Origin of the sequence: Pseudarthrobacter sp. PH31-O2, assembly GCF_030063265.1 — a bacterium.
In the GTDB taxonomy this organism is placed as follows: Bacteria; Actinomycetota; Actinomycetes; order Actinomycetales; family Micrococcaceae; genus Arthrobacter.
Genome location: NZ_JASIST010000001.1, coordinates 610,425 through 634,783 on the forward strand (window position 1 = coordinate 610,425; position 24,359 = coordinate 634,783).

Annotated in this window: 20 protein-coding genes; 16 read left to right on the forward strand and 4 right to left on the reverse strand. The window is 66.3% G+C overall.

All coding sequences use genetic code 11. The annotated features are described in order from the left end of the window. The first annotated feature begins 342 nt into the window (after positions 1–342). From pyrR to QMG72_RS02835, 13 genes are all read left to right on the forward strand, one after another. Positions 343–942 carry a bifunctional pyr operon transcriptional regulator/uracil phosphoribosyltransferase PyrR gene (gene pyrR / locus QMG72_RS02775; protein ID WP_226775135.1) on the forward strand — a complete coding sequence of 200 codons (600 nt, stop codon included), beginning with the start codon at positions 343–345 and terminating at the stop codon, positions 940–942. Next, positions 939–1,976 (forward strand): aspartate carbamoyltransferase catalytic subunit, encoded by a 1,038-nt coding sequence (locus QMG72_RS02780; protein ID WP_226775136.1) that lies wholly within the window; start codon positions 939–941, stop codon positions 1,974–1,976. Before pyrR ends, QMG72_RS02780 begins: the two co-directional genes overlap by 4 nt. Then, positions 1,976–3,343, forward strand: a complete 1,368-nt coding sequence (locus QMG72_RS02785) for a dihydroorotase (RefSeq protein WP_226775137.1) — start codon at positions 1,976–1,978, stop codon at positions 3,341–3,343. The genes QMG72_RS02780 and QMG72_RS02785 overlap by 1 nt, the downstream gene beginning before the upstream one ends. Continuing rightward, complete coding sequence (locus tag QMG72_RS02790; protein ID WP_283479735.1) at positions 3,343–3,861, forward strand: PH-like domain-containing protein; 519 nt, start codon at positions 3,343–3,345, stop codon at positions 3,859–3,861. The genes QMG72_RS02785 and QMG72_RS02790 overlap by 1 nt, the downstream gene beginning before the upstream one ends. Continuing rightward, positions 3,842–5,107, forward strand: a complete 1,266-nt coding sequence (carA, locus tag QMG72_RS02795; protein WP_283479583.1) for a glutamine-hydrolyzing carbamoyl-phosphate synthase small subunit — start codon at positions 3,842–3,844, stop codon at positions 5,105–5,107. The genes QMG72_RS02790 and carA overlap by 20 nt, the downstream gene beginning before the upstream one ends. Then, the gene (gene carB / locus QMG72_RS02800) at positions 5,107–8,433 is read left to right on the forward strand and encodes a carbamoyl-phosphate synthase large subunit (RefSeq protein ID WP_283479585.1); all 3,327 of its coding nucleotides are present in this window, start codon (positions 5,107–5,109) and stop codon (positions 8,431–8,433) included. The genes carA and carB overlap by 1 nt, the downstream gene beginning before the upstream one ends. Beyond that, on the forward strand, positions 8,426–9,292 hold the full coding sequence (gene pyrF, locus QMG72_RS02805) for an orotidine-5'-phosphate decarboxylase (RefSeq protein ID WP_283479586.1): 867 nt from the start codon (positions 8,426–8,428) through the stop codon (positions 9,290–9,292). The genes carB and pyrF overlap by 8 nt, the downstream gene beginning before the upstream one ends. Before the next feature lie 248 nt (positions 9,293–9,540). After that, positions 9,541–9,876 (forward strand): integration host factor, actinobacterial type, encoded by a 336-nt coding sequence (gene mihF / locus QMG72_RS02810; protein ID WP_283479588.1) that lies wholly within the window; start codon positions 9,541–9,543, stop codon positions 9,874–9,876. A gap of 24 nt (positions 9,877–9,900) precedes the next feature. Continuing rightward, on the forward strand, positions 9,901–10,473 hold the full coding sequence (gene gmk, locus QMG72_RS02815; protein ID WP_283479589.1) for a guanylate kinase: 573 nt from the start codon (positions 9,901–9,903) through the stop codon (positions 10,471–10,473). Positions 10,474–10,512: 39 nt separating this feature from the next. Continuing rightward, positions 10,513–10,773 (forward strand): DNA-directed RNA polymerase subunit omega, encoded by a 261-nt coding sequence (rpoZ, locus tag QMG72_RS02820; RefSeq protein WP_011692102.1) that lies wholly within the window; start codon positions 10,513–10,515, stop codon positions 10,771–10,773. Between the two features lie 19 nt (positions 10,774–10,792). Next, complete coding sequence (gene coaBC / locus QMG72_RS02825) at positions 10,793–12,064, forward strand: bifunctional phosphopantothenoylcysteine decarboxylase/phosphopantothenate--cysteine ligase CoaBC (RefSeq protein ID WP_283479594.1); 1,272 nt, start codon at positions 10,793–10,795, stop codon at positions 12,062–12,064. A 78-nt stretch (positions 12,065–12,142) separates the two neighbouring features. Continuing rightward, positions 12,143–13,378 carry a methionine adenosyltransferase gene (gene metK / locus QMG72_RS02830; RefSeq protein ID WP_226775144.1) on the forward strand — a complete coding sequence of 412 codons (1,236 nt, stop codon included), beginning with the start codon at positions 12,143–12,145 and terminating at the stop codon, positions 13,376–13,378. A gap of 171 nt (positions 13,379–13,549) precedes the next feature. After that, complete coding sequence (locus QMG72_RS02835; protein ID WP_283479596.1) at positions 13,550–15,706, forward strand: primosomal protein N'; 2,157 nt, start codon at positions 13,550–13,552, stop codon at positions 15,704–15,706. A gap of 282 nt (positions 15,707–15,988) precedes the next feature. Here QMG72_RS02835 and QMG72_RS02840 read toward each other — a convergent pair whose 3' ends face one another. The 4 genes from QMG72_RS02840 to QMG72_RS02855 all read right to left on the reverse strand — a co-directional run bounded on the left by QMG72_RS02840 (position 15,989) and on the right by QMG72_RS02855 (position 19,936). Continuing rightward, entirely contained in the window at positions 15,989–17,074 is a 1,086-nt protein-coding gene (locus QMG72_RS02840; protein ID WP_226775146.1) for a glycosyltransferase family 4 protein, read from the reverse strand. Further along, positions 17,071–17,991: an alpha/beta fold hydrolase gene (locus tag QMG72_RS02845; protein WP_226775147.1), complete on the reverse strand. Its 921-nt coding sequence runs from the start codon at positions 17,989–17,991 to the stop codon at positions 17,071–17,073. The genes QMG72_RS02840 and QMG72_RS02845 overlap by 4 nt, the downstream gene beginning before the upstream one ends. Positions 17,992–18,010: 19 nt before the next feature. Continuing rightward, on the reverse strand, positions 18,011–18,889 hold the full coding sequence (locus tag QMG72_RS02850; protein WP_226775148.1) for an aldo/keto reductase: 879 nt from the start codon (positions 18,887–18,889) through the stop codon (positions 18,011–18,013). Between the two features lie 84 nt (positions 18,890–18,973). Then, positions 18,974–19,936: a sugar-binding transcriptional regulator gene (locus tag QMG72_RS02855; RefSeq protein WP_226775149.1), complete on the reverse strand. Its 963-nt coding sequence runs from the start codon at positions 19,934–19,936 to the stop codon at positions 18,974–18,976. Between the two features lie 125 nt (positions 19,937–20,061). Here QMG72_RS02855 and QMG72_RS02860 point away from each other — a divergent pair, with 125 nt between their 5' ends. The 3 genes from QMG72_RS02860 to glpK all read left to right on the forward strand — a co-directional run bounded on the left by QMG72_RS02860 (position 20,062) and on the right by glpK (position 24,324). Further along, positions 20,062–21,855, forward strand: a complete 1,794-nt coding sequence (locus tag QMG72_RS02860; RefSeq protein ID WP_283479600.1) for a glycerol-3-phosphate dehydrogenase/oxidase — start codon at positions 20,062–20,064, stop codon at positions 21,853–21,855. Between the two features lie 154 nt (positions 21,856–22,009). Beyond that, positions 22,010–22,759 (forward strand): MIP/aquaporin family protein, encoded by a 750-nt coding sequence (locus QMG72_RS02865; RefSeq protein ID WP_226775151.1) that lies wholly within the window; start codon positions 22,010–22,012, stop codon positions 22,757–22,759. A gap of 50 nt (positions 22,760–22,809) precedes the next feature. Beyond that, positions 22,810–24,324 carry a glycerol kinase GlpK gene (gene glpK / locus QMG72_RS02870; protein ID WP_226775152.1) on the forward strand — a complete coding sequence of 505 codons (1,515 nt, stop codon included), beginning with the start codon at positions 22,810–22,812 and terminating at the stop codon, positions 24,322–24,324. The last annotated feature ends 35 nt before the right edge of the window (positions 24,325–24,359 follow it).

Here is a 24,359-nt window from a genome sequence, read left to right on the forward strand (position 1 = left end):
GGGCAGTCTCGGCGGGTTGATGGTGCCCGTCGAGGTGGTGTACGGGCGCATCGCAGCCCCTGAGGATCCGCTGCCGGGGCCGGCCGGTAATACTCCGGCCGGACATGTCCGAGCCACGTCGGATTGGCCTGCCGGGGCCGCGGCCGCGGACCGCCCGGGAGTCCGCCGGAGCGGTGGTGCTCCGGCGGTGGATCGTTTGTTGTTATGGACTCGAGCCCATGTGCGTGTGAGCTGAATCGCAGGCCCCCGGCGTCGGCGCCGTCGGAGTGCTGTGGTAATTTAGGAGCGCAAACCATCCTTTTTTAATTCCGTCCCGTGAGGCGGGGAAAGGGGAGACGAGCGTTGACTTCTGTTCCAGAAGCACCGGTTCCGGCCAAGGCTGCACTCGCCCGCGTAGTGCTTAGCCAGGCGGATATTGACCGTGCACTCACTCGTATCGCCCATGAAATTCTCGAGTCCAACAAAGGCTCCCAGGATCTGGTCCTGCTGGGCATCCCGCGCCGGGGCTACCCGCTCGCCGTCCGGCTCGCAGCCAAGATTGCCGCAGCAGATCCGACCGTGGACCCCGCGGCGATTGTCGGCCAGCTGGATGTGACAATGTTCCGCGACGATCTCTCCCACCAGGGACTGCGGCCGCCGTACCCCACCCAGCTTCCCCGCACCGGCATCGACAACAAGGTAGTTGTCCTGATCGACGACGTCCTGTACTCCGGCCGGACCATCCGGGCGGCCCTCGACGCGATCATCGACCTGGGCCGGCCGCGGATCGTGCGCCTTGCAGTGCTGATTGACCGCGGCCACCGGGAGTTGCCCATCCGCGCGGACCATGTGGGCAAAAACCTCCCCACGTCCTCTTCCGAAAAGGTCCGGGTCCGGCTGGCGGAGACCGACTCGGTCGACGGCGTACCGGTCAACGAAGTGGTTATCGAGGCCGCCGCATGAAGCACCTGCTCTCCACCGAGGACCTGAGCCTGTCCAACGCGGTCCGGATCCTCGACACCGCCGAGGAAATGGCCGCGGTGGGGGAGCGTGAGGTGAAAAAGCTTCCCACCCTGCGCGGCCGGACCGTCGTGAACCTGTTCTTCGAGGACTCAACGCGCACCCGGATCTCCTTCGAGGCCGCCGCCAAACGGCTCTCCGCCGACGTCATCAACTTCGCTGCGAAGGGTTCCTCCGTCTCCAAAGGCGAATCCCTCAAGGACACCGCCCAGACACTCGCTGCGATGGGCGCCGACGCCGTCGTTATCCGGCACTGGGCCTCCGGTGCCCCGCACCGCCTCGCCGCCACCGACTGGATCGACGCCGCCGTAATCAACGCCGGCGACGGCACCCACGAACACCCCACCCAGGCGCTGCTGGACGCCTTCACCATGCGCCGGCACTGGTCACGGCTGGCCGGAACCCCGTCCGCGGGTGCGGACCTCGCCGGCATGCGGGTAGCGATTGCCGGCGACGTGCTGCACTCCCGGGTGGCGCGTTCCAACGTCTGGTTGCTGCGCACCCTCGGCGCCGAGGTCACCCTGGTTGCCCCGCCGACGCTGCTGCCGATCGGCGTCGAAAAATGGCCCTGCAGCGTCAGCTACGACCTTGACGAGACGCTTGCCGGCGGCGTTGACGCCGTGATGATGCTGCGGGTCCAGGGCGAGCGGATGAACGCGTCGTTCTTCCCGAGCACCCGCGAATATTCGCGGCGCTGGGGCTTTGATGACAACCGCCTCCAGGCCCTCGACCATCTGGGCCTGAAAGACACCATCATCATGCACCCCGGGCCGATGAACCGCGGGCTGGAAATCTCTTCCGCCGCGGCCGACTCGCCCCGCTCCACGGTGCTGGCTCAGGTCCGCAACGGTGTGTCCATCCGCATGGCAGCCCTCTATCTGCTGCTCTCAGGTGACAACCGCGAACCGGCAGGCCACACCAGCACCATCCGCCCCGCAGAGAACACCTCCACCCCCGCCCCCAAGGAGAGCCACTAATGGCAGCACAACCCCAGGACCCCGGAGCGGGCGCCTACCTGATCCGCGGCGCCGCCATCCTCGGCGGAGCCCCCGAAGACCTGCTGATCCGGGACGGAATCATTGCCGCCCGCGGGCACAACCTCCCAGCGGACGGGGCGACCGTCATCAACGCGGCCGGCCTGGTGGCCCTGCCCGGCATGGTGGATATCCACACGCACTTGCGTGAACCCGGCCGCGAAGACGCCGAAACGGTCGAAACCGGCACCCGCGCCGCTGCCTTGGGCGGCTACACGGCGGTGCACGCGATGGCCAACAGCACCCCGGTGGCCGATACTGCCGGCGTCGTCGAACAGGTCCTCACCCTCGGCCGCACCGCCGGCTGGGTGGACGTCCGCCCGGTGGGCGCCGTCACCGTGGGCCTGGCGGGGGAGCAGCTGGCCGAGCTCGGTGCGATGGCGGACTCCCGGGCCCGCGTCCGGGTCTTCTCCGATGACGGCGTGTGTGTCCACGACCCCGTCCTGATGCGCCGTGCGCTGGAATACGTCAAAGCGTTCGACGGCGTCGTGGCCCAGCACGCACAGGAACCCCGTCTCACCGCCGGGGCCCAGATGAACGAAGGGGAGGTCTCCGCCGTCCTCGGCCTCACCGGCTGGCCAGCCGTCGCCGAGGAAAGCATCATTGCCCGCGACGTCCTCCTGGCCCAGCACGTCGGCTCCAGGCTGCACGTCTGCCACGTCTCCACTGCAGGTTCCGTAGAGATCATCCGCTGGGCCAAATCCCGCGGCGTGAACGTCACGGCCGAAGTCACCCCGCACCACCTCTGGCTCACCGATGAGCTAGCGCGCAGCTACGACCCGGTCTACAAGGTCAACCCGCCGCTGCGCACCGGCGCCGATGTCCAGGCCCTGCGCGCCGCTCTCGCCGACGGCACGATCGACGTTGTTGGCACCGACCACGCCCCGCACCCCAGCGAGCACAAGGAGTGTGAATGGGCACAGGCGGCCATGGGCATGACCGGGCTGGAAACCGCGCTGTCCGTTGTCCAGCACACCATGATCGAAACCGGGCTGATGGGCTGGGCCGACTTCGCGCGCGTCACCTCCAGCGCCCCGGCGGCAATTGGACGCCTTGGCGACCAGGGCCGTCCGCTGGAGGCCGGCGAACCCGCCAACGTCACACTCGTGGACCCGGCTGCGCGCTGGACCGTGGACCCTTCTAAGATGGCCACCATGGGCCGTAACTCACCGTTTGCCGGCCGGGAGCTTCCCGGCAAAGTGGTGGCGACGTTCTTCAAGGGCCACCCCACAGTCCTGGACGGCCAGCTCAATACCCCCTACCGGTGGCCGGCAGAGCCCGCTGGCACCGCATCGGCGGGCCGTCCCTGATGGACAGGTTGCTCCCCGGACTTTTGATGCTCGCCCTCGCGGCAGCGGTGCTGGTGCTGATGTGGTTCGGCTGGCGGAACCGGCTGCGCCGCCAGGCCGACGTCGACCCCCTCCCGCCGGTCCCCGCCGGTCTCGGCGCATCGCTGGCCGCCGCCGCCGGTCAGTACGTGACCACCACCACCGCCGGCGACTGGCTGGACCGGATCGCCGTGCATCAGCTGGGGATCCGGACGAACGCCGAACTCAGCGTCCACCCCGAAGGGGTGCTGTTCGACCGCGCCGGCGCCGGCCCGGTTTTTATCCCCGCGGGCAGCCTCACCGGCGTGCGGCAGGAAAGCGGGATGGCCGGAAAATTCGTCGAAAAGGACGGGCTGCTGATAATCAGCTGGATGCTCGGCAGCCGCGAACTCGATTCCGGGTTCCGCACCCGGCGCGCCGACGACAAAAACATCCTCCTCAAAGCACTGCATGATTTGATCCCCGCGGCCCCCCAGGCCAATGCCGATAGTGGAAAGTAACGACGTGACGGAATCCAACGAAGTTTCAGACGTGACAACAACTGCAGCGACAACAACTGCACCCGCCCCCGCCGTGTTCGTCCTGGAGGACGGCCGGATATTCCGCGGTACCAGCTACGGCGCCACCGGAACCGCACTCGGCGAAGCCGTCTTCGCGACCGGTATGACCGGCTACCAGGAGACCATCACGGACCCCTCCTACGCCCGCCAGCTGGTGGTCCAGACCGCCCCGCACATCGGCAACACCGGGGTGAACAAGGAAGACGCAGAGTCATGGCGCATCTGGGTGGCCGGCTACATCGTCCGCGACGCCGCCCGGCGGCCCTCCAACTGGCGCTCCGAACGCAGCCTCGATGCTGAATTGGCCGAACAGGGAATCGTCGGCATCCAGGGCGTGGACACCCGCGCCATCACCCGCCACCTCCGCGAACACAAGACCATGCGGGCCGGAATCTTTTCCGGCGACGCCGCCCGCGCGGCGGACCGGGAGCTGGTCGAGGCGGTCCTGGCCAGTGCCCCGATGGAGGGCTCACGCCTGGCCGAGGAAGTCAGCGTTGATAAGGCCTACACCGTGGAACCCAAGGACTGGGGCTGGGACGGCGAACCCGTCTTCAGCATCGCCGCGATCGACCTCGGCATCAAAAGGATGACTCCCGTCCGCTTCGCCGAACGCGGCGTCCGGGTGCATGTGCTGCCGGCCACCGCCACCCTGGCCGATGTCCAGGCGGTCAACCCCGACGGCTTCTTTATGTCCAACGGACCGGGCGATCCCGCTACCGCCGACAACCAGGTCAAGCTGCTCCGCTCCGTCCTGGACGAGAAGATCCCGTACTTCGGCATCTGCTTTGGCAACCAGATCCTGGGCCGCGCCCTGGGATTCGGCACCTACAAGCTGCGCTACGGCCACCGCGGCATCAACCAGCCGGTCCTGGACCGCCGCACCGGCAAGGTGGAAATCACCTCGCAGAACCACGGCTTCGCCGTCGACGCCCCGCTCGACGGGGCCACGCAGGCCCCGGAGGAGCGCTTTGGCCGGGTCGAAGTCAGCCACATCAGCTTGAATGATGAGGTTGTAGAGGGGCTGTCCTGCCTCGACATCCCGGCCTTCTCGGTCCAGTACCACCCCGAGGCAGCCGCCGGACCGCACGACGCCGCCTACCTCTTTGACCGCTTCATCGAGCTGATGGCGGACACTGCTTCCGCTACAAAGACTGCCACCGACTCCAAGACTGAGGACACGAAGTAATGCCTAAGAGAACTGACCTTAAGAGCGTCCTGGTCATCGGCTCCGGCCCGATCGTGATCGGCCAGGCCGCCGAATTCGACTACTCCGGCACCCAGGCCCTGCGCGTCCTCAAGGAGGAGGGCCTGCGCGTCATCCTCGTCAACTCCAACCCGGCCACCATCATGACCGACCCCGAGTTTGCCGACGCCACGTACATCGAGCCGATCACGCCCGAAGTGGTCGAGAAGATCATCGCCAAGGAACGCCCTGACGCGATCCTGCCCACCCTGGGCGGCCAGACCGCACTGAACACCGCCATCGCGCTGGACAAAAACGGCGTCCTGGAGAAATACAACGTCGAGCTGATCGGCGCCAACATCGCCGCGATCGAGCTCGGCGAGGACCGCGAAAAGTTCAAGGGTGTGGTGGAACGCTGCGGCGCCGAATCGGCCCGCAGCCACATCATCCACTCCCTTGATGAGGCACTGACCGCCGCCGAGGACCTCGGCTACCCGATGGTGGTTCGGCCCTCCTTCACCATGGGCGGCCTCGGCTCCGGCCTGGCCTACGACGAGAAGGACCTCCGCCGGATCGTTGGCCAGGGACTGCAGTACAGCCCCACCAGTGAGGTGCTGCTCGAAGAGAGCATCCTCGGCTGGAAGGAGTACGAGCTTGAGATGATGCGCGACAAGAACGACAACGTTGTGGTCGTCTGCTCGATCGAGAACTTCGACCCTGTCGGGGTACACACCGGGGACTCGATCACCGTCGCCCCCGCGCTGACGCTGACGGACCGCGAATACCAGCGGCTGCGCGACATTTCCATCGCCGTCATCCGCGAAGTCGGCGTCGACACCGGCGGCTGCAACATCCAGTTCGCCGTCGAGCCGGACACCGGCCGCGTCGTCGTGATTGAAATGAACCCGCGGGTCTCCCGGTCCTCCGCCCTGGCCTCGAAGGCCACCGGCTTCGCGATCGCCAAGATCGCCACCAAGCTCTCGCTCGGTTACACCCTGGACGAGATCCCGAACGACATCACACAGAAGACCCCGGCGTCCTTCGAACCGACGCTGGACTACGTCGTCGTGAAGGTCCCGCGCTTTGCTTTTGAGAAGTTCCCGGCCGCTGACCCCACGCTGACCACCACCATGAAATCGGTGGGCGAGGCCATGGCGATGGGCCGCAACTTCACCGAGGCCCTGCAGAAGGCGTTGCGTTCCCTCGAGCAGAAGGGCTCGCAGCTGGACTTCAGCCACGTTCCGGAATGGGAAGTCCCGGAACTGATCGAAAAATCCAAGCGTCCCACCACCGAGCGCCTGCACCAGGTCCAGCGTGCCATGCTCGGCGGGGCCACCGTGGAGCAGCTTTTCGAAGCGACGAAGATCGACCCCTGGTACCTGGACCAGCTCCAGCTGCTGAATGAGATCTCGGTTGAAATCCGCAGGGCCGCCGCACTGACCCCGGAGATGCTGACCCGGGCCAAGCGCCACGGCTTCTCCGACGAACAGATTGGTGCCCTGACGCACAACTCCGAGGACGTCGTCCGCGGCGTCCGCCAGGCCCTCGGCATCCGCCCCGTCTACAAGACCGTGGACACCTGCGCCGCCGAGTTTGCCGCGTACACCCCCTACCATTACTCCTCCTACGACGAGGAGGACGAGATCGCGCTGCACGCCAAGCCGTCCATCATCATCCTCGGCTCCGGGCCGAACCGGATCGGGCAGGGAATTGAGTTTGACTATTCCTGCGTCCATGCCTCCATGGCGCTCCGCAAGGCCGGCTACGAAACAGTGATGGTCAACTGCAACCCCGAGACCGTCTCCACCGACTACGACGTCTCCACCCGGCTGTACTTCGAGCCGCTGACGCTTGAGGACGTCCTGGAAGTCATCGCGGCCGAGGAACGCACCGGCGGCGTGCTGGGCGTGTTCGTCCAGCTCGGCGGACAGACCCCGCTCAAGCTCGCCCAGCAGCTCGCCGATGCCGGCGTGCCGATCCTGGGGACCTCCCCGGAAGCGATCGACCTCGCCGAGCACCGCGGCGCCTTCTCCCGCGTGCTGGACAAGGCCGGACTCATCTCGCCCAAGAACGGCACCGCGGTGTCTTTCGACGACGCCAAAAAGATCGCTGACGAGATCGGCTACCCGGTCCTGGTCCGACCGTCCTACGTACTCGGTGGACGCGGCATGGAGATCGTCTACGACGAGCCCAATCTCTCCCGCTACATCGCCAACGCCACTGAGATCACCCCGGACCACCCGGTGCTGATCGACAGGTTCCTCGAGGACGCCGTCGAAATTGACGTCGACGCCCTCTATGACGGCACCGAGATGTACCTCGGCGGCATCATGGAGCACATTGAGGAAGCCGGCATCCACTCCGGCGACTCCGCCTGCGTGCTGCCGCCGATCACCTTAGGCAACAACGTGCTCGAACGCGTCCGTACCGCCACCCTGGCGATCGCCGAAGGTGTAGGTGTCCGCGGCCTCATCAACATCCAGTTCGCCCTTGCCTCCGACGTGCTCTACGTCCTGGAAGCCAACCCTCGGGCTTCCCGCACCGTCCCGTTCGTCTCCAAGGCCACCGGTGTGCAGATGGCGAAGGCGGCTGCCCTGATCGGCACCGGCGTCACCATCAACCAGCTCCGCACCGCTTACAAAATGCTGCCGGAAACCGGGGACGGCTCCACGCTGCCGCTGGACGCGCCGGTGTCGGTCAAGGAAGCCGTGCTGCCGTTCAGCCGGTTCCGCACCCCGGAGGGGAAGGTAGTGGACTCCCTGCTCGGGCCGGAAATGCGCTCAACCGGTGAGGTGATGGGGATCGACAAGCACTTTGACACCGCCTTCGCCAAGAGCCAGGCAGCCGCCAACAACGCGCTGCCCACCGGGGGCAAGATCTTCGTCTCGGTCGCGAACCGGGACAAGCGCTCCGTCATCATGGGCGTCAAGCGGCTTTCCGACCTTGGCTTCGAGATCGTCTCCACCGGCGGTACCGCTGATGTGCTGCGCCGCAACGGTATCCAGGCCACCCCGGTCCGGAAGGTCGCCGAGGGCTCCAGTGCCGACGGCGAAGGCACCATCGCGGACCTCATCATCGCCGGTGAGATCGACATGGTCTTCAACACCCCCTCCGGCGGCGAAGCCCGCAGCGACGGCTACGAACTGCGCGCCGCCGCGACGTCGATCGGCATCCCGTGCATCACGACGGTGGCGGAGTTCAACGCCGCCGTCCAGGCCATCGAGGCGCTTCGTACCTACGAATGGTCCGTTACGAGCCTGCAGGAGCACGCCGCGGCACTGGCGCTCTCACAGGAGCGGATGTCCCGGGAGGCGAACTCGCATGCCTGAGGCCACCGCTGCTGACCCGGCGGCCCGGGAGTCCTTCGGTTCCCGGTTGGGCCGGGCCATGGCGGAGCGCGGACCATTGTGCGTTGGGATCGATCCGCACCCGGCGCTGCTGCAGCAGTGGGGACTGAACGACGACGCCGCCGGGCTCGAAAGCTTCTCGCTCACCGTCCTGGAGGCCGTGTCTGCCCTCGCTGCCGCGGTTAAACCGCAAGTGGCGCTGTACGAGCGGCACGGCTCGGCCGGCATGGCCGTGCTCGAACGCACTCTCTCCGCTGCGGCGCAGGCCGGGGTGCTGACAATTGCCGACGCGAAACGCGGCGACATCGGCTCCACCATGGCCGCGTACGCGGACGCCTGGCTGCGGGACGGTTCCGCCCTGGCCGCCGATTCGGTCACGCTGAGCCCGTACCTGGGCTTCGAGTCGCTCCGTCCGGCCCTGGAGCTTGCGGCACACACCGGGCGCGGTGTGTTCGTCCTGGCACTGACGTCCAATCCGGAGGGTGCCTCGGTCCAGCACGTGGGGGGCGCCGACTCCGTTGCCCGCCGGATCGTGCGGGCGGCTGCCGCGGAGAACCGTCGGTATCCGGGGGAGTTGGGTTCGGTAGGCCTCGTTGTGGGCGCGACCGTCGGCTCCGCGCTGCTGGACCTGGACCTGGATCTCGCCCTCGTCCGTGGTCCGATCCTGGCCCCGGGATTGGGGGCACAAGGCGCGACGGCGGCGGATTTGCGCCGGACCTTCGGAGGCGCCTACGGCCAGGTCCTGGCTACGTCCAGCCGGGATATTCTCTCCGCCGGCCCGCGGATCAAAGACCTCCAGGCAGCGGTCCGTCGCACCCTCGAGGAGCTGCGCGCAGCCTGAGCGCGACCGCGTGCCCAGCGGACGGAACCGGCCGCTGGGTGGACCGCTCTGCGGGCCGTCTGCGGCACATGCCGGCCGCGGTCCGCTGCGGGCAGCGACACCGGGCAGTGCTGCGAAAGTTGTCCATTGATTTCTGCCTCGCCAAGACGGTAGGTTCAGGGGAAGTTCGCGGCACCGCACGGTGGTGCGTGCGGTCCGTCCGGGCGGGCAGTCGAAGCGGTCCGTCCGACAAGGCAGGGAGGCATTCATTGGGTTTGCGACCTCTCACTGCGCAGGAGCGTGCCGACGCCCTCGGGAAGGCCGCCGCGGCCAGGACAACCCGGGCCGCGGCCAAGGACCGGCTGAAATCGGGACAGCTGACAATCGCGCAATTGCTGGGCGAAGGCGAGAGCAATGACGCGATCGCCAGGATGCGGATCGTCGAGCTGCTTGAAGCCCTCCCCGGCATCGGACCGGTGCGTGCCGCGGCGATTATGGCGCAACTGGGCATCGCGGCATCCCGCCGGGTCCGCGGTTTGGGAAATCACCAGCGCCGGGCGCTGGTAGATTTTATAGACAACAAGCAGCCCGGACCGCCGGGCTGACTCCCAACCGGATCAAAGGAATATGTGAGCAAGAAACCGGGACTGACAGTCCTCGCTGGCCCGACGGCTGTTGGCAAAGGCACCGTGTCCACCTATATCCGGGACAACTATCCCGGCGTCTGGCTTTCCGTTTCGGCGACCACACGTCAGGCGCGGCCCGGCGAAGTCGACGGCGTCCACTACTTCTTCAAATCGGCCGAGGAATTTGACGTCCTGGTCGAGAACGGGGACCTCCTCGAGTGGGCGGTGGTCCATGGGCGGAACCGCTACGGCACCCTGCGCAGCACGGTAGACGCCGCCATCGCCGATGGCCGTTCGGTGCTCCTGGAGATCGACCTGCAGGGTGCGCGCCAGGTCAAACAGGCCGTGCCGGATGCCCAGTTTGTCTTCCTGGCCCCGCCTAGCTGGGATGAAATGGTCCGCCGCCTGGTCGGCCGCGGCACGGAAACGGCGGAGGAACAGCAGCGACGGCTTGAAACCGCTAAACTAGAACTTGCCGCTGAACCGGAGTTTCACCACACCGTCATCAATGATGACGTTCGACGGGCAGCGGACGAGCTTGTTTCACTCATGGGGCTGACCCCGAACCCACGCTAGGCGCCGGGACGTATCGGCCCGTTAGAATTTGGAGAATTCGTGTCCACGAACCTTGAAGGCATCATCAACCCGCCGATCGACGAGCTGCTGAAGGCCGCCGACTCGAAGTATGGACTGGTAATTTTCGGCGCCAAGCGCGCACGCCAGATCAACGCGTACTACGCGCAGCTGCACGAGGGCCTGTTCGAGTACGTCGGCCCGCTGGTCGACACCAAGCTGAACGAGAAGTCGCTTTCCATCGCGCTGCGCGAGATCAATGAAGGCAAGCTCGTCTCCACTCCGATCGAACCTGCAGAGTAATTACGCAGGCGGAGCACACGTGCGCATAGTCCTCGGAGTCGGGGGAGGGATAGCCGCCTACAAGGTGGCGTCCCTCCTTCGGCTTTTTACTGAAGCCGGCCATAACGTTACAGTCGTCCCCACGGAAGCCGCGATCCGCTTTGTTGGTGTCGCCACGTGGGAAGCGCTGTCCGGAAATCCGGTCAGCAACAGCGTCTTCGACGAGGTTCACACCGTCAACCATGTCCGGCTCGGACACGAGGCCGAACTGATCGTAGTGGCCCCCGCCACCGCCGACCTGCTGGCCCGTGCCGCGGCCGGACAGGCCAACGACCTGCTGAGCAACACGCTTCTGATGGCCGGCGGGTCTCCGGTGCTGATGGCGCCCGCCATGCACACCGAGATGTGGCAGCACCCGGCGACCCAGGCGAATGTCGAGACACTCCGCAGCCGGGGCATCACCGTGCTGGAGCCTGCCTCCGGAAGGCTCACCGGATCGGACTCCGGGCCCGGCAGGCTGCCTGAGCCCGAAGCTATTTTCGAGGCGGCACTCGCCCTCGCAGGGGCGCCAGCTCCAGCAGCGGCTCCAGTGGCGGAGGACGCCGATCCTTCGCCGCTGCGGCCACTGGCCGGACTCACTGTTACTGTCAGCGCCGGCGGCACACGGGAACCGCTGGACCCCGTCCGGTTCCTCGGCAATCGGTCCTCCGGCAAACAAGGTGCAGCACTGGCCGTCGCCGCCCGTGAAGCCGGGGCCAAGGTCCGGCTGCTGGCCGCGCACATGGACGTCCCCGCACCGGCCGGAGTAGACGTGATCAGGGTCGGGACTGCCTTGGAGCTCCGCAAGGCGGCTCTGCACGCGGCCGCTGACTCCGACGTCATCATCATGGCGGCCGCCGTGGCGGACTTCCGCCCGGCGGATGTGTCCAACACCAAAATCAAAAAGCGCGACGACGTCGCCGATCCGGTCATTTCGCTGGTCCGCAACCCGGACATCCTGCGCGAACTCGTCGAGGTCCGGGACGCGGCCTTGCGCCACCAACTGATCGTAGGCTTCGCGGCGGAGACCGGTGATGCTGACGGTGACGTGCTGGAATACGCAGCGGCCAAGCTGCGCCGCAAGGCATGCGACCTGCTCGTCGTTAATCAGGTGGGCCAGGACAAAGTCTTCGGCGAAGACACTAACTCCGTAGTCATCCTTTCCCGCTCCGGCTCCGAACACCAAGAGGCGTCGGGTTCGAAGTCCGACGTCGCGGCTGCCGTAATAGAGCGCATCAGCGCCGAGCTCAGCCGGGTTGTTCCGCCCGCTTGAACCCGGTGTCAGCTGCGTCTCCGTCGTACGGGGACACACGCCGCCGGACGTCCGTTTTCCAACCAGTAAGGTAGTTGAGTGACTTTACCGCTGCACATCCCTGATTTCCACGGGCCCACGCCCGCATCACTTCGGCTCTTCACCTCCGAGTCGGTGACCGAAGGGCACCCCGACAAGATCTGCGACCAGATCAGCGATGCGATCCTCGACGCCTTGTTGTCCAAGGACCCCGAGTCCCGGGTTGCCGTGGAGACACTTGCCACTACCGGGCTGGTCCACGTCGCCGGCGAGGTTACCACCGACGCTTATGTCGAAATCCCGCAGATCGTGCGGGAAACCATCCTGGGCATCGGCTACGACTCCTCGGCCAACGGTTTCGACGGTGCCCGCTGCGGTGTGTCCGTCTCGATCGGGCAGCAGTCCAATGACATCGCCGGTGGCGTTTTCAACTCGCTCGAATCGCGCGAAGGACGCCAGGAGGACGACTACGACCTCCAGGGCGCGGGAGACCAAGGCCTGATGTTCGGCTACGCCAGCGACGAGACCCCCTCCTACATGCCGGTCCCGATCTGGCTCGCGCACCGGCTCTCCGAAAAGCTGACCGAGGTCCGCAAGAGCGGCGAGCTCGGCTATCTGCGACCGGACGGCAAGACCCAGGTCACAGTTGGCTACGACGGTGACCGGCCGGTATCGGTAGAGACCGTGGTTATCTCCAGCCAGCACGCTGAAGGCACCAGCCTCGACCAGCTCCGCGCCGATCTCGCGGCCCACGTCGTTGACCCGGTCATGGCACTGTCCAACCTGGACATCTCCCGGGCCAGGAACATCCTGAACCCGGCCGGTGCCTTCGTTATTGGCGGGCCGGTCGGCGACGCCGGACTCACCGGACGAAAGATCATCGTTGACACCTACGGCGGCATGGCACGCCACGGCGGCGGCGCCTTCTCCGGCAAGGACCCGTCCAAGGTAGACCGCTCAGCTGCGTACGCCATGCGCTGGGTCGCCAAGAACGTGGTGGCTGCCGGACTTGCCAAGCGCGCCGAAATCCAGATCGCCTACGCGATCGGGCAGGCCCGCCCGGTAGGGACCTATGTCGAAACCTTCGGCACCGAGACCGTCGATCCGGCCAGGATCAGTGCCGCGATCGCGGAAATCTTTGACCTGCGCCCCCGTGCCATCATCGACGCCCTCGACCTTAAGCGGCCGATCTACGCCAAGACCGCCGCCCACGGCCACTTTGGCCGGGAGGATCCCGACTTCACGTGGGAGCGGCTGGACCGGGTAGACGCGCTGAAGGCGTTCTTCAACGCGTAAGACGCCCGGTTGTGCAGCCTGGTCACCGCAATGGCTGATCGTTTACGGTGATTTAATGTCGCTGCCCCATGATGAGCTGTAGCCAGGCCGCCGAATCCGGCGGCCTGGCTGTTTTGTTTCATGCAGTGCTGGCTGGGCCGGCGCTTAACCGCTGCTGAAGGGAGGAGACGGATGAACGGCCCGATTCAACACGCCACCCCGGATGAACCCCATCAACTCTCATTGCTGCAGGGCTTTCCCACCGTGGCAGCGGCGTCCCCGGGTCCGGAACTTGCCGCCCGGCTTCCGGTGGCGCGGGTGCGGCTTGAATCTTCCCTCCCGCACCTTGACCGGCCCTTCGACTACAGCGTGCCCGCCGCCCTGGACGCCGCGGCGCAACCTGGCGTCCGGGTGAAAGTTAAGTTCAACGGTCAGGAGCTCGCCGGTTACCTGATGGACCGGGCAGCCGAATCCGACGCCGGCCACCCCCTCGTTCCGCTGTACAAAGTGCTCTCGCCGGTGCCGGTGCTAACGGCCGCCGTCGCAGAACTCGCGGGACGTGTTGCGGCCCGCTACGCCGGCAATGTCAGCGACGTACTCCGCGTGGCGGTTCCGCCGCGGATGGCGAAACTGGAGAAGGAGCTCGCCGCCGAGGGGGTCCTGGACCCCTCAGTCTTCGCCGACGAGGCCTCCGGGCGCGGAACGGGCGCGGCACTTCCCGGCGGTCTGGAAGGTTCACGCTGGTCCGGGTACCGCAACGGACCGGCCTTCCTGCAGCACCTGAACGCAGGCGAGTCGCCGCGGGCGGTGCTCAGCGCACTGCAGGGCTACGGTGCCGGCGGCTGGCCCCGGCTGATCGCCGAAGCAGTTGCAGCCGTCCGCCTCTCCGGCCGCGGGGCCATCGTTGTGGTGCCCGACTACCGTGACCTGGACCGGGCGGAAACGGCGCTCCTGCAGCTGCTGCCGGCCGGGGACGTCGCCCGGCTCACGGCGGACGATGGCCAGACGCCCCGCTACCGCAGCTTCCTGCGGATCCTCAGCGGCGCCGCCGGGGTTGCTGTCGGCACCAGGTCCGCCGCCTACGCCCCGGTGCACAACCTGGGTCTCGTTGTCTGCTGGGACGACGGTGACGACCTGCACATCGAGCAGCGCTCACCCTACGCCCATACCCGCGAAGTCCTGCTGCTGCGCGCCGAGCAGGAGGGCGCGGCGTGCCTGCTCGCAGCGCATACCCGGAGTACCGAAACGCAGCGACTCGTCGAGGCAGGATGGGCCCGGTCGGTGGAGGCCGGACGCTCCGTTGTCCGCCGGAGCGTCCCGCGTGTGCTGAACACGGCCGACAGCTACGAACTTGAACACGATCCGCTGGCCCGGATCGCACGGCTGCCCGGCGCGGCCTGGCGTGCTGCCAAGGACGGACTCGAACGCGGCCCGGTCCTGGTCCAGGTCGCGAGGGCCGGTTACGCCCCGTCGCTGGCCTGTGAAAACTGCCGGGAGCCGGCGCGCTGTACGTCCTGCAGCGGGCCGCTGGCCATCGCCGGGGCCAGCGGGAGCTCCGCGGTGCCGCAATGCCGCTGGTGTTCAACGCCGGCGCCTGACTGGCGCTGCGGCACGTGCAATGGTACACGGCTGAGGCGCGGCGCCACGGGGGCCCTGCGGACGGCTGAGGAACTGGGCCGGGCCTTCCCCGGGAAGCCGGTGGTCACCTCATCCGGGGACCGGGTGCTGGCAACCGTTCCTGATTCCAAGGCGCTGGTAGTCGCCACGGTCGGCGCCGAACCCGTCGCGCCCGGAGGCTATGCGGCGGCACTTCTGCTGGACGGCGATTCACTGCTGCGGCGAGAAAACCTGCGGGCCGGGGAAGACGCCGTCAGGCGCTGGTTCAACGCTGCGGCGCTGGTCCGCCCCGCCGGGGAGGGCGGGCTCGTGGTGATCACCGCTGACGACGCCGCCGGTGTGGGCGCGCTGCTGCGCTGGGACCCGGCCGGCTACGCCGAGCGTGAGCTTTCCCTGCGCCAGGAACTGCAGCTGCCCCCTGCTGTTCGGGTCGCGTCGCTGACGGGCGGCCGGACCGCCGTCGGGCACTTCAGCCAGGCCGTCGAGCAACAGCTGGCCGCGCAGGGGATTACCCTTCGGACAGCGGGCCCCGCGCCGCTTGTGATCACCGGCGCACCCGCCCACGGCAGCGTTCGGGGCGCGGCGGGGGATGATGTCCGGACCCTGATGTTCATCCCCTACGGCCAGGCGGCCCACGTCACCATGGCGTTGCGGGCGGTTAAGGCCGCCGCGGCCGCCAAACGCACGGACGACCCGGTGCAGCTGCGGCTGGACGGCGTGGACGTGCTCTAGGGAAGGACCAAGAGGTGCCGGCCGCCTCGGCGCTTGTACAGCGGACTTGCGGAAATGACACCGCGGCCAGCCTCCAGGACGTGACTTCTGCCGCTGCCGGCATCGACGTGTTCCCGGGATTACAAGGAGTGCAGATCTACTCCGATGGCTTTGCTGGCGAGCTGGGATCACTCTGGTTTCATCCCTCAATCAGCGGACGTCCACTCACGTTTTGGCGCCCGATGCGGGCAGTGACCGCAGCACCGTGTATGCCGGGACCTTACCGACCCGGCGGCTGAAGTCCTAGGGCCTGGGCCGTTCGTGCAACTCCTTGGCCTCCGCGGCCGCGTCCAGGAGTCGGCGCGCCGATTCGTCCCAGCTGAAGTCCGCGGCGCGCTCGACCGAGCGGAGCGAACGAGCCTTCCACAGCTCCGCATCCTCCAGTTGCCGCACCGCGGCAGCAAATTCCTGCGGTGAATCCGGGTGGACGTAGCTGACAGCGTCACCACCGACCTCGCGGAAGATCGGGATGTCGCTGGCGATCACCGGTGTGCCGTGGGACATCGCTTCCACCAGGGGCAGCCCGTAACCCTCCGCTTTGGAGAGGCTGATCAAAGCCGTAGTGCGTCCCAGCATGGCCTCATACTCGGCGTCGGTCACGCCGTTGTGGAAGGTGATGCTCGTGCCGGCGGGCGCCAGGGCCTCGAGTTCCGCCCGGCGTTCCGGGGTGATTCGGCTGAGCAGGTGCAAGCTTATATCCGGCAACTCCGCCATGCCCCTGATCATGGTCTCCACGTTTTTGTAAGGCATAAAGGAGCCCATGTACAGGATCGTCTTGTCTGCCCCTGACCCTGGATCCCGCGGCGCGTGGCCGTGCTGCGGGGCGTTGCCCACGATCCGGACCGGACGCCGGGTCAGCTGGTACTTGGAGATCAGTGCCGCCGTCGTGGCGCTGATGGTGGCAACAACGTCGGCACGATTAAGCAGGAAGCGCTGCGGCCAAAAGGCCTTGTGGTAGAGGCGCCAGAGGACCCGGACGGGTGCGGGCAGGAAGCCCGGGGGAGCGGGGTGTTCGTAGTAGATCAGGTCGTGCAGGGTCAGCACCAGCGGGTACTTCCGGCCCCAGCTGCCCATCGTTTGCATCGGGCACACCACCACGTCGGCGTCGAGTGCGTTCACCTTTCGGGCGACGAACAACTCGGCGGGGGAGAGCGGGCTGTTGATCAGGGAATAGGGCACGTCCGGGAGCAGGGCCAGCTGGCGAACGTCGCTGATGAGCATGGAGACCTCGGCGATTTTTGCCGTTGCGGCGATCAGGCTGGCGCCGTAACGGCTGATTCCGTCGTGGTGGTCCAGCCGGGTGAACCGGGCATCAATAATGATTTTCACGCGGAATGGTCCTTCAGGAAGCGTCGGATGAATGCCGCGGCGGGTTCCGGGGTTTCGTAGTGGATCAGGTGCCCGACGCCGGCGATCACGTCCAGGCGGCCGTCCGGCAGCCGTGCCAGCAAGGTGTGCTGGTCCGGTAGCGCCGCAATTTCGTCTTTTTCACCGGCGATCAGCAGCACGGGAAGCGTCAGGCTGGCGGCCACTTCGGCGACATTGCTGCCAACCGATGCCTTAAAAGCTTCCAGCAGGCTCTCACGGTCCGCGAATGCGGAGAAATAGGCGCTGTGCTGGGCGTGGACAAAACGTCGGAGATGTTTCTCGCGCGTTTTCGCCATCGTCTCGCTCATGACCCGGACAATCAGCTGGCTGCGCAGCAGGCCCTGTCCCAGCCGGCGCGGCAGGCGCGCAGCGGTTTCGTAGTAGAGGACGGCGAGTTTGGTCAGCAGGGCCTTGGGCCCCTCAAGGGCCGGGGCGGCGATCGGGTTGATCAGGATCAGCTCCGCCACGGTGCCGGGGTGGCTGGCCACGTAATGGCTCGCGATGATGGAGCCAAAGGAATGTCCCAGCAGGACGGTGTCCGGTCCCAGAGCCAGGGCCGCGATAAAATCGGCGACGAAGCGGCAGTAACGTTCCACGCTGTGCCTGGCATCGGTGAACGCGGCGGAGCTGCCGAATCCGGGGAGGTCCGGCATAATAAGCCGCATCTCGGGGAGCTGGTCGGCAACCCTAAGGAGTCCATGGTGGTCGCCGCGAAAGCCATGGACCACCAGGATGGTGCGGGTCTGCGGGGTCACCGTTACCGGCTCGTAGCTCCAATACGCGACTTTGGTGCCGTTCACTACCACTTCGGCGGGATGGGTGCGCGCCGCAAGCCCGGCGCTGAGCAGGGGAGTGCCGGGGGAAGGCTCGGTGGCCATGTCTACCATTCGATGAGTCCTAATTGACGGAGTCCGGGTGCGAGCCGGTCCGGAAGCCGCGTTCCAGTCCGGCAAGGGTGTCCATGGCGGCGTCGTCCAGGCTGAAGCCAAAGACATTGAGGTTTTCCCTGATGCGGGCGTACGAGCTCGCCTTCGGGATGGCGATATTGCCAAGCTGGACATGCCAGCGGAGGATGATCTGCGCCGGGGTCCTGCCGTGGAGGGCTGCAAGATGAAGGACAGCCGCATCCTGCAGGACCTGGCCGCGGCCCAGAGGGCTCCACGCTTCGGTGGTGATTCCAAGCTCGCGGTGCAGGCTGCGCAGTTCCTCCTGCTGGAGCCAGGGGTGCAGTTCAACCTGGTTGACGGCCGGGACGACTTCCGCCGTCTGCAGGAGGCGGTCCAGGTGGGCCGGCTGAAAGTTCGAGACCCCGATGGCCCGGGCCCGGCCTTCCCGGTACAGCGTCTCCAGGGCGCGGTAGGTCTCCGGATACAGCCCCCGTTCCGCGCACGGCCAGTGGATCAAGTACAGGTCAACGTATTCCAGCCCGAGGTTGGCCATCGACGTGTCGAAGGCACGCAGCGTCGCGTCGTAGCCGTGGTCGTCGTTCCAGACCTTGGTGGTGATAAACAGGTCCTCGCGGGACAAGGAAGGGGAGGCTTCGCCGGAACCGCCGCGGGCGTCATCGCCGCTAACAAAACCGGACAAGGCGCCAACGCCCCGGCCAACGCCGGTCTCGTTGCCGTACATGGCGGCCGTATCGAAGTGCCGGTAGCCGGCTTCGAGCGCCATCGTCACGAGTCCGGGGGCGTCCTCGGGGGGCACCTTATAGAGTCCAAAACCCACCTGGTCGATCAGTACACCGTTGTTGAGGCTGAGCCGGGGTGAGGGTTTCATACCATCGACTTTACCGACTCCGCCGCCTGCACCGCCCACGACGGGCCGGACACGGGAGTCCGGGCGGCCCGGGAAGCGGCAGGATCAGACCAAACCGTCGAATCTGACCAGGTGCCGGGCGCTGGCCTCGTCCAGAATCAGGTCTGTCGCCAGGCCGGCGGCAAGGGCGCCGCGCAGGCCGTTGATCTTGGAAGCCCCCGAGACCACGCAGATCCGCCGGCGGACCTGGCGCAACTGTGCGAGGTCCGGACCGGTGGAACGCTCGTTAAGCATGATCCCGTCCGAGGAGCCGTCTGCGCGGAAGAACACCGTGGCAACATCGCCCACAACGTCTGAGGTGGCCAGGACGTTCAGGTCTTCTTCGTCGAGGTAGCCGCCGGCGTACACGTGGCTGGGATAGTCGGCGTCGACAGAGCCCACGCCGAAAATGGCAATGCTCATGCGGGACTGAAGTTCGAGGATCCGTTGCACGCTTCGTTCATTCCACATAGCCGTTTTGGTCGCGGCGTGGTCGAAGAACGCCGGTACCGGGAACTGCTCCACCCGCGCTCCGTAGGCGCTGCCAAAGCGGCGCATGATGTCGGAGGCATAGGTGATACCAGTGGTTTGCATGTTGCCCGCCCCGTTGAGCTGGACGATCACGCAGTCGTGGGTGATCTTCCGGGTCAGGTGCCGGCTCACAGCGCTCAAGGTCGAGCCCCACGCGACGCCGATAATGGCGTTGGAATCCACCAGCGGCCCGATCGTGCGGGCGGCCTGCATGGCCACGCGGTCCAGCGTTTCCGCCTCATTGAGCGTGTCCACTACCGGAACGACGTGCACATCCACCTTGTATTCGGCGCGGATCATGCTTTCGAGTTCGGGCCCGGTGTCGAGGGGGCTGCGGATCTGGATTTGCACCAGCCCCGATTCCCGGGCTGAGGAAAGCAGCCGCGACACGGTGGACCGGGACGTGCGCAGCTCGCGTGCAATCGCGTCCATGGTCAGGTCCTGAAGGTAATACAACTGGGCGGCGCGGAGGGCGTCGGAGCTTCGTGAGGGTGTCATCCCACTTCCGTTCTGCACGTTTGTGCATAGTGCTTGACTCCATTTTCCATTACTCCAAAGAATAGTGATGAACGGCGCCGCGCCGCACGGCGCGCCGCACAGGACCAAACCCAAAGGAGTAGTTCTTGGGACAGAAGGATTCAGCCCGCAACCAGGCGTCGGCCGGCGAGCGCGCATCGGTGCAGAAGCTGCAGAGGCGGCCGCACGCGCAGGTGCTGATCATCGGCGGTGGCATTAATGGAGTGGGCACGTTCCGGGACCTCGCCCTGCAGGGTGTAGACGTGGCACTTGTGGAGCGCGGTGACTACTGCCAGGGGGCCAGCGGTGCCTCATCGCACATGATCCATGGTGGTATCCGTTACCTGGAGAACGGCGAGTTCCGCCTCGTCCAGGAATCGGTTGTGGAACGCAACCGGCTGCTGCGCATCGCCCCGCACTACGTAAAGCCGCTCCAGACGACCATCCCCATCTTCAGCACGTTTTCCGGCATCCTCGCCGCGCCGCTGCGGTTCCTGACCCACAAGCAGCACGGGGCTCCCACGGAACGCGGGGCCTTCCTGATCAAGCTTGGCCTGAGCATGTACGACTTCTTCTCCCGGGACGGCGGCACCGTCCCCCGACACCAGTTCCGCGGCCGCCGGCGGGCTCTTGCCGAGCTGCCCCGCCTGCACCCGGGAATCAAATATGCGGCGACGTATTTCGACGCCTCCGTGCACAACCCGGAGCGACTCACGCTGGATGTGCTGCAGGACGGCGAGAAGGCCGGCGCCGCGGGGGCCAGCGATGCCCGCGCCAGCAACTACCTCTCGCTGGTGGCGGTCCGCGACGCAGCAGGGACCGGGCGCACCGGAAGCATCGCGGAACTTCGAGACGAACTCACCGGTGAACGGTTTGAGTTCTCCGCCGACGTCATCGTCAACACCACCGGTGCCTGGGTCGACCAGACGAACCAGGCGATGGGGGAGGCGTCGGCCTTTATGGGCGGCACCAAGGGCTCGCACATTGTGCTGGACCACCCGGAACTGCTCGCCGCCTGCAGCGGACGCGAGATCTTCTTCGAACACACCGACGGCCGGATCGTATTGATCTACCCGATGGGCGACCGCGTCCTGGTCGGGACCACGGACATCGACGCGGACATGGCGGAAGACGCTGTATGCACCGCGGAAGAGATCGACTACTTCTTCGACCTGATCGGCCATGTCTTTCCGGACATCACCGTGGGCCGGGATCAGATCGTCTACACGTTTTCCGGAGTCCGTCCGCTGCCCCGGCACGACGCCACCCAGCCGGGCTTTGTCAGCCGCGACTACCGGATCGAACGCCGCGCCGGGGGCGCCGCCGGGACTGAGAGTGCCGGCGCAGTCGTGCTTAGCCTTGTGGGCGGAAAATGGACCACCTTCCGCGCCCTCGCCGAACACCTAAGCGACAAGGTCCTCGCTGAACTCGGAATGCACCGTAAAATCTCGACGGCGAAACTGGCCATCGGCGGCGGTGCCGGTTTCCCCGAGAGCGAGGATGGTGTGCAGCGCTGGATCAAGGCACACATGACGGACAACCGTGATGCCGACCGCACCGCCGGGCTGCTCACCCGCTACGGCACCCGCGCCGGGGAGATCATCAGCTTCCTGGACGCCGCCCCGGACCCGCTCCTGCACTCCACCCGGGAACTCTCCGTCCGTGAACTGGAGTTTATGGCCCGTAACGAGCAGATCGGGCACCTGATCGACGTCTTGATCCGTCGCACGTCCCTCGCCTTCCGCGGCCTGGTGACCGGCGAACTTCTGCACGAGGTTGCCAGCATCCTTGCAGGCCCGCTCGGCTGGGACGCGGCCACCCAAGCCGCCGAGATCAGCCACGCTCAGGAGGTGCTCAAGCGATTCCACGGGGTCCACGTCCACAGCGTGGTCGCCGGATAGAGATCGGCGCCCGGGCGGATGACGTCCGGGTGCACCGGCTGCGGGGTTCAATGGGGGACCCGCGCAGCGGCCGGCCGGCGGAGCCACGGCTCCGCCGGCACACCAGCCCTTCAAACCCGCGAGGGGCTGACAACAGAAAATAGAGGAGTCAAAGATGTCTCTTGGAATAGTTTTCCTTTCCGAAGTCTTCGGTACCGCAATGCTGACCCTGCTGGGCTGTGGCGTTGTGGCAAACGTTGCACTGAAGGGTACAAAAGGAAATAACGGCGGATTCCTGATGGTCACCTGGGGATGGGGCATCGCTGTCTTTGCCGGTGTATTCGTCGCCGTGAAATCAGGTGCGCACCTGAACCCCGCCGTGACATTCGGCCTGCTGATCAATGGCAAAGGCACTTACGCCCCCGGCGTTCCGGTCGACTTTGCCTCGACATTTACCTACTTCGGCGGTGAACTCCTGGGAGCCTTCCTGGGTGCTGTGGTGATGTGGCTGGCCCACAAGCAGCACTTCGATGTCGAGCCCGAGCCCGCCAACAAACTTGGCGTATTCTCCACCGGCCCCGCCATCCGCTCCACCACCTGGAACCTGGTCACCGAAATCATCGGCACCTTTGTCCTGGTCTTCGTCATCCTCACCTTCGGCGGGACACCGTCAGGGCTTGGCCCGCTGGCCGTTGCCTTGCTGGTCGTCGGAATCGGCGTCTCCCTCGGCGGCCCCACCGGCTACGCCATCAACCCCGCCCGTGACCTGGGCCCGCGCATCGCCCACGCCCTGCTGCCGATCAAGGGCAAGGGATCCTCGGATTGGAGCTATTCCTGGATCCCCGTCGTCGGACCGCTCGTCGGCGGCGGCCTCGCCGGCATTGTGGCCGCAGTGGTGCCGATCATTGCCACTGCGGCGGCTTAACCGTCGCGCTGCACACCTCCAACAGCCAACCCCAAGACAAGGACGTCACCATGAACCAGTATGTAATCGCAATCGACCAGGGCACCACCAGCAGCCGAGCCATCATCTTCGACCACAGCGGCAGCATCGTCTCGTCCGGCCAGCTCGAACATGAACAGATCTTCCCGCAGGCCGGCTGGGTGGAACACGATCCCGCGGAGATCTGGAACAACACCCGCGAGGTCATCGGCACCGCGCTGTCCAAGGCAAACCTCACCCGGCACGACATCGCTGCCGTAGGCATCACCAACCAGCGTGAGACCGCCGTCGTCTGGGACAAAACGACCGGCAAAGCCGTTTACAACGCCATCGTCTGGCAGGACACCCGCACCCAGCCCATCGTGGACGAGCTGGCAAAGGACGGCGGTGTGGATCGCTTCAAGGAAAAGGTGGGGCTCCCGCTGGCCACGTACTTCTCCGGCACCAAGATCAAGTGGATCCTGGACAATGTTGAGGGCGCCCGCGAGAAGGCCGAAGCAGGCGACCTCGTGTTCGGCAACACTGACTGCTGGGTGCTGTGGAACCTGACCGGCGGCGTCGACGGGGGCGTCCATGTCACCGATGTGACCAACGCGTCCCGGACCCTGTTTATGGATCTCGAGACCTTGTCCTGGGACCAGGACATTCTGGACGCCTTCGGTGTCCCGGCCTCGATGATGCCGGAGATCAAGTCTTCCTCCGAGGTGTACGGGACGGTGCACACGTCCCAGCTGCTGCGTGAAGTTCCGGTCGCAGGGATCCTCGGCGACCAGCAGGCCGCAACGTTCGGGCAGGCGGCGTTTGAAGCCGGCGAAGCCAAGAACACCTATGGCACCGGCTGCTTCCTGATCTTCAACACCGGTGAGGAGATCGTCCACTCCAAGAACGGGCTGCTGACAACTGTCGGGTACAAGCTCGGCGACGCGGCGCCGCACTACGCGCTGGAGGGTTCGATCGCCGTGACCGGTTCCCTGATCCAGTGGCTGCGTGACAACCTTGGCATGATCAGCAGCGCCCCGGAAGTGGAAACCCTTGCCGCCGCGGTCAAGGACAACGGCGGGGTGTACATTGTGCCGGCATTCTCCGGACTGTTTGCTCCGTATTGGCGCTCCGACGCCCGGGGCGCGATCGTCGGCCTGACCCGCTTTGTGAACAAGAACCACATCGCCCGAGCTGCGCTGGAGGCCACGGCGTTCCAGACCCGGGAGGTCCTCGATGCGGTCAACGCCGATTCGGGCGTGCCGCTGACGGAGCTGAAGGTCGACGGCGGCATGGTGGCCAACGACGCCCTGATGCAGTTTCAGGCCGACATCCTGGGGGTGCCGGTGATCCGGCCCAAAGTCGTCGAGACCACTGCCCTGGGGGCGGCTTACGCCGCCGGCCTTGCCGTGGGGTTCTGGAAGGATCTGGGCGAATGCTCGGCCAACTGGGCCGAGGACAAGCGCTGGGAGCCGCAGATGGATGACGCCGAGCGGGACCGCCAGATGCGCCTCTGGAAGAAGGCCGTCACCAAGTCCATGGACTGGGTCGACGCCGACGTGAAGTAAGTCCCAGCCTCTGTTGAGGGAGGCCGCACCCGCCC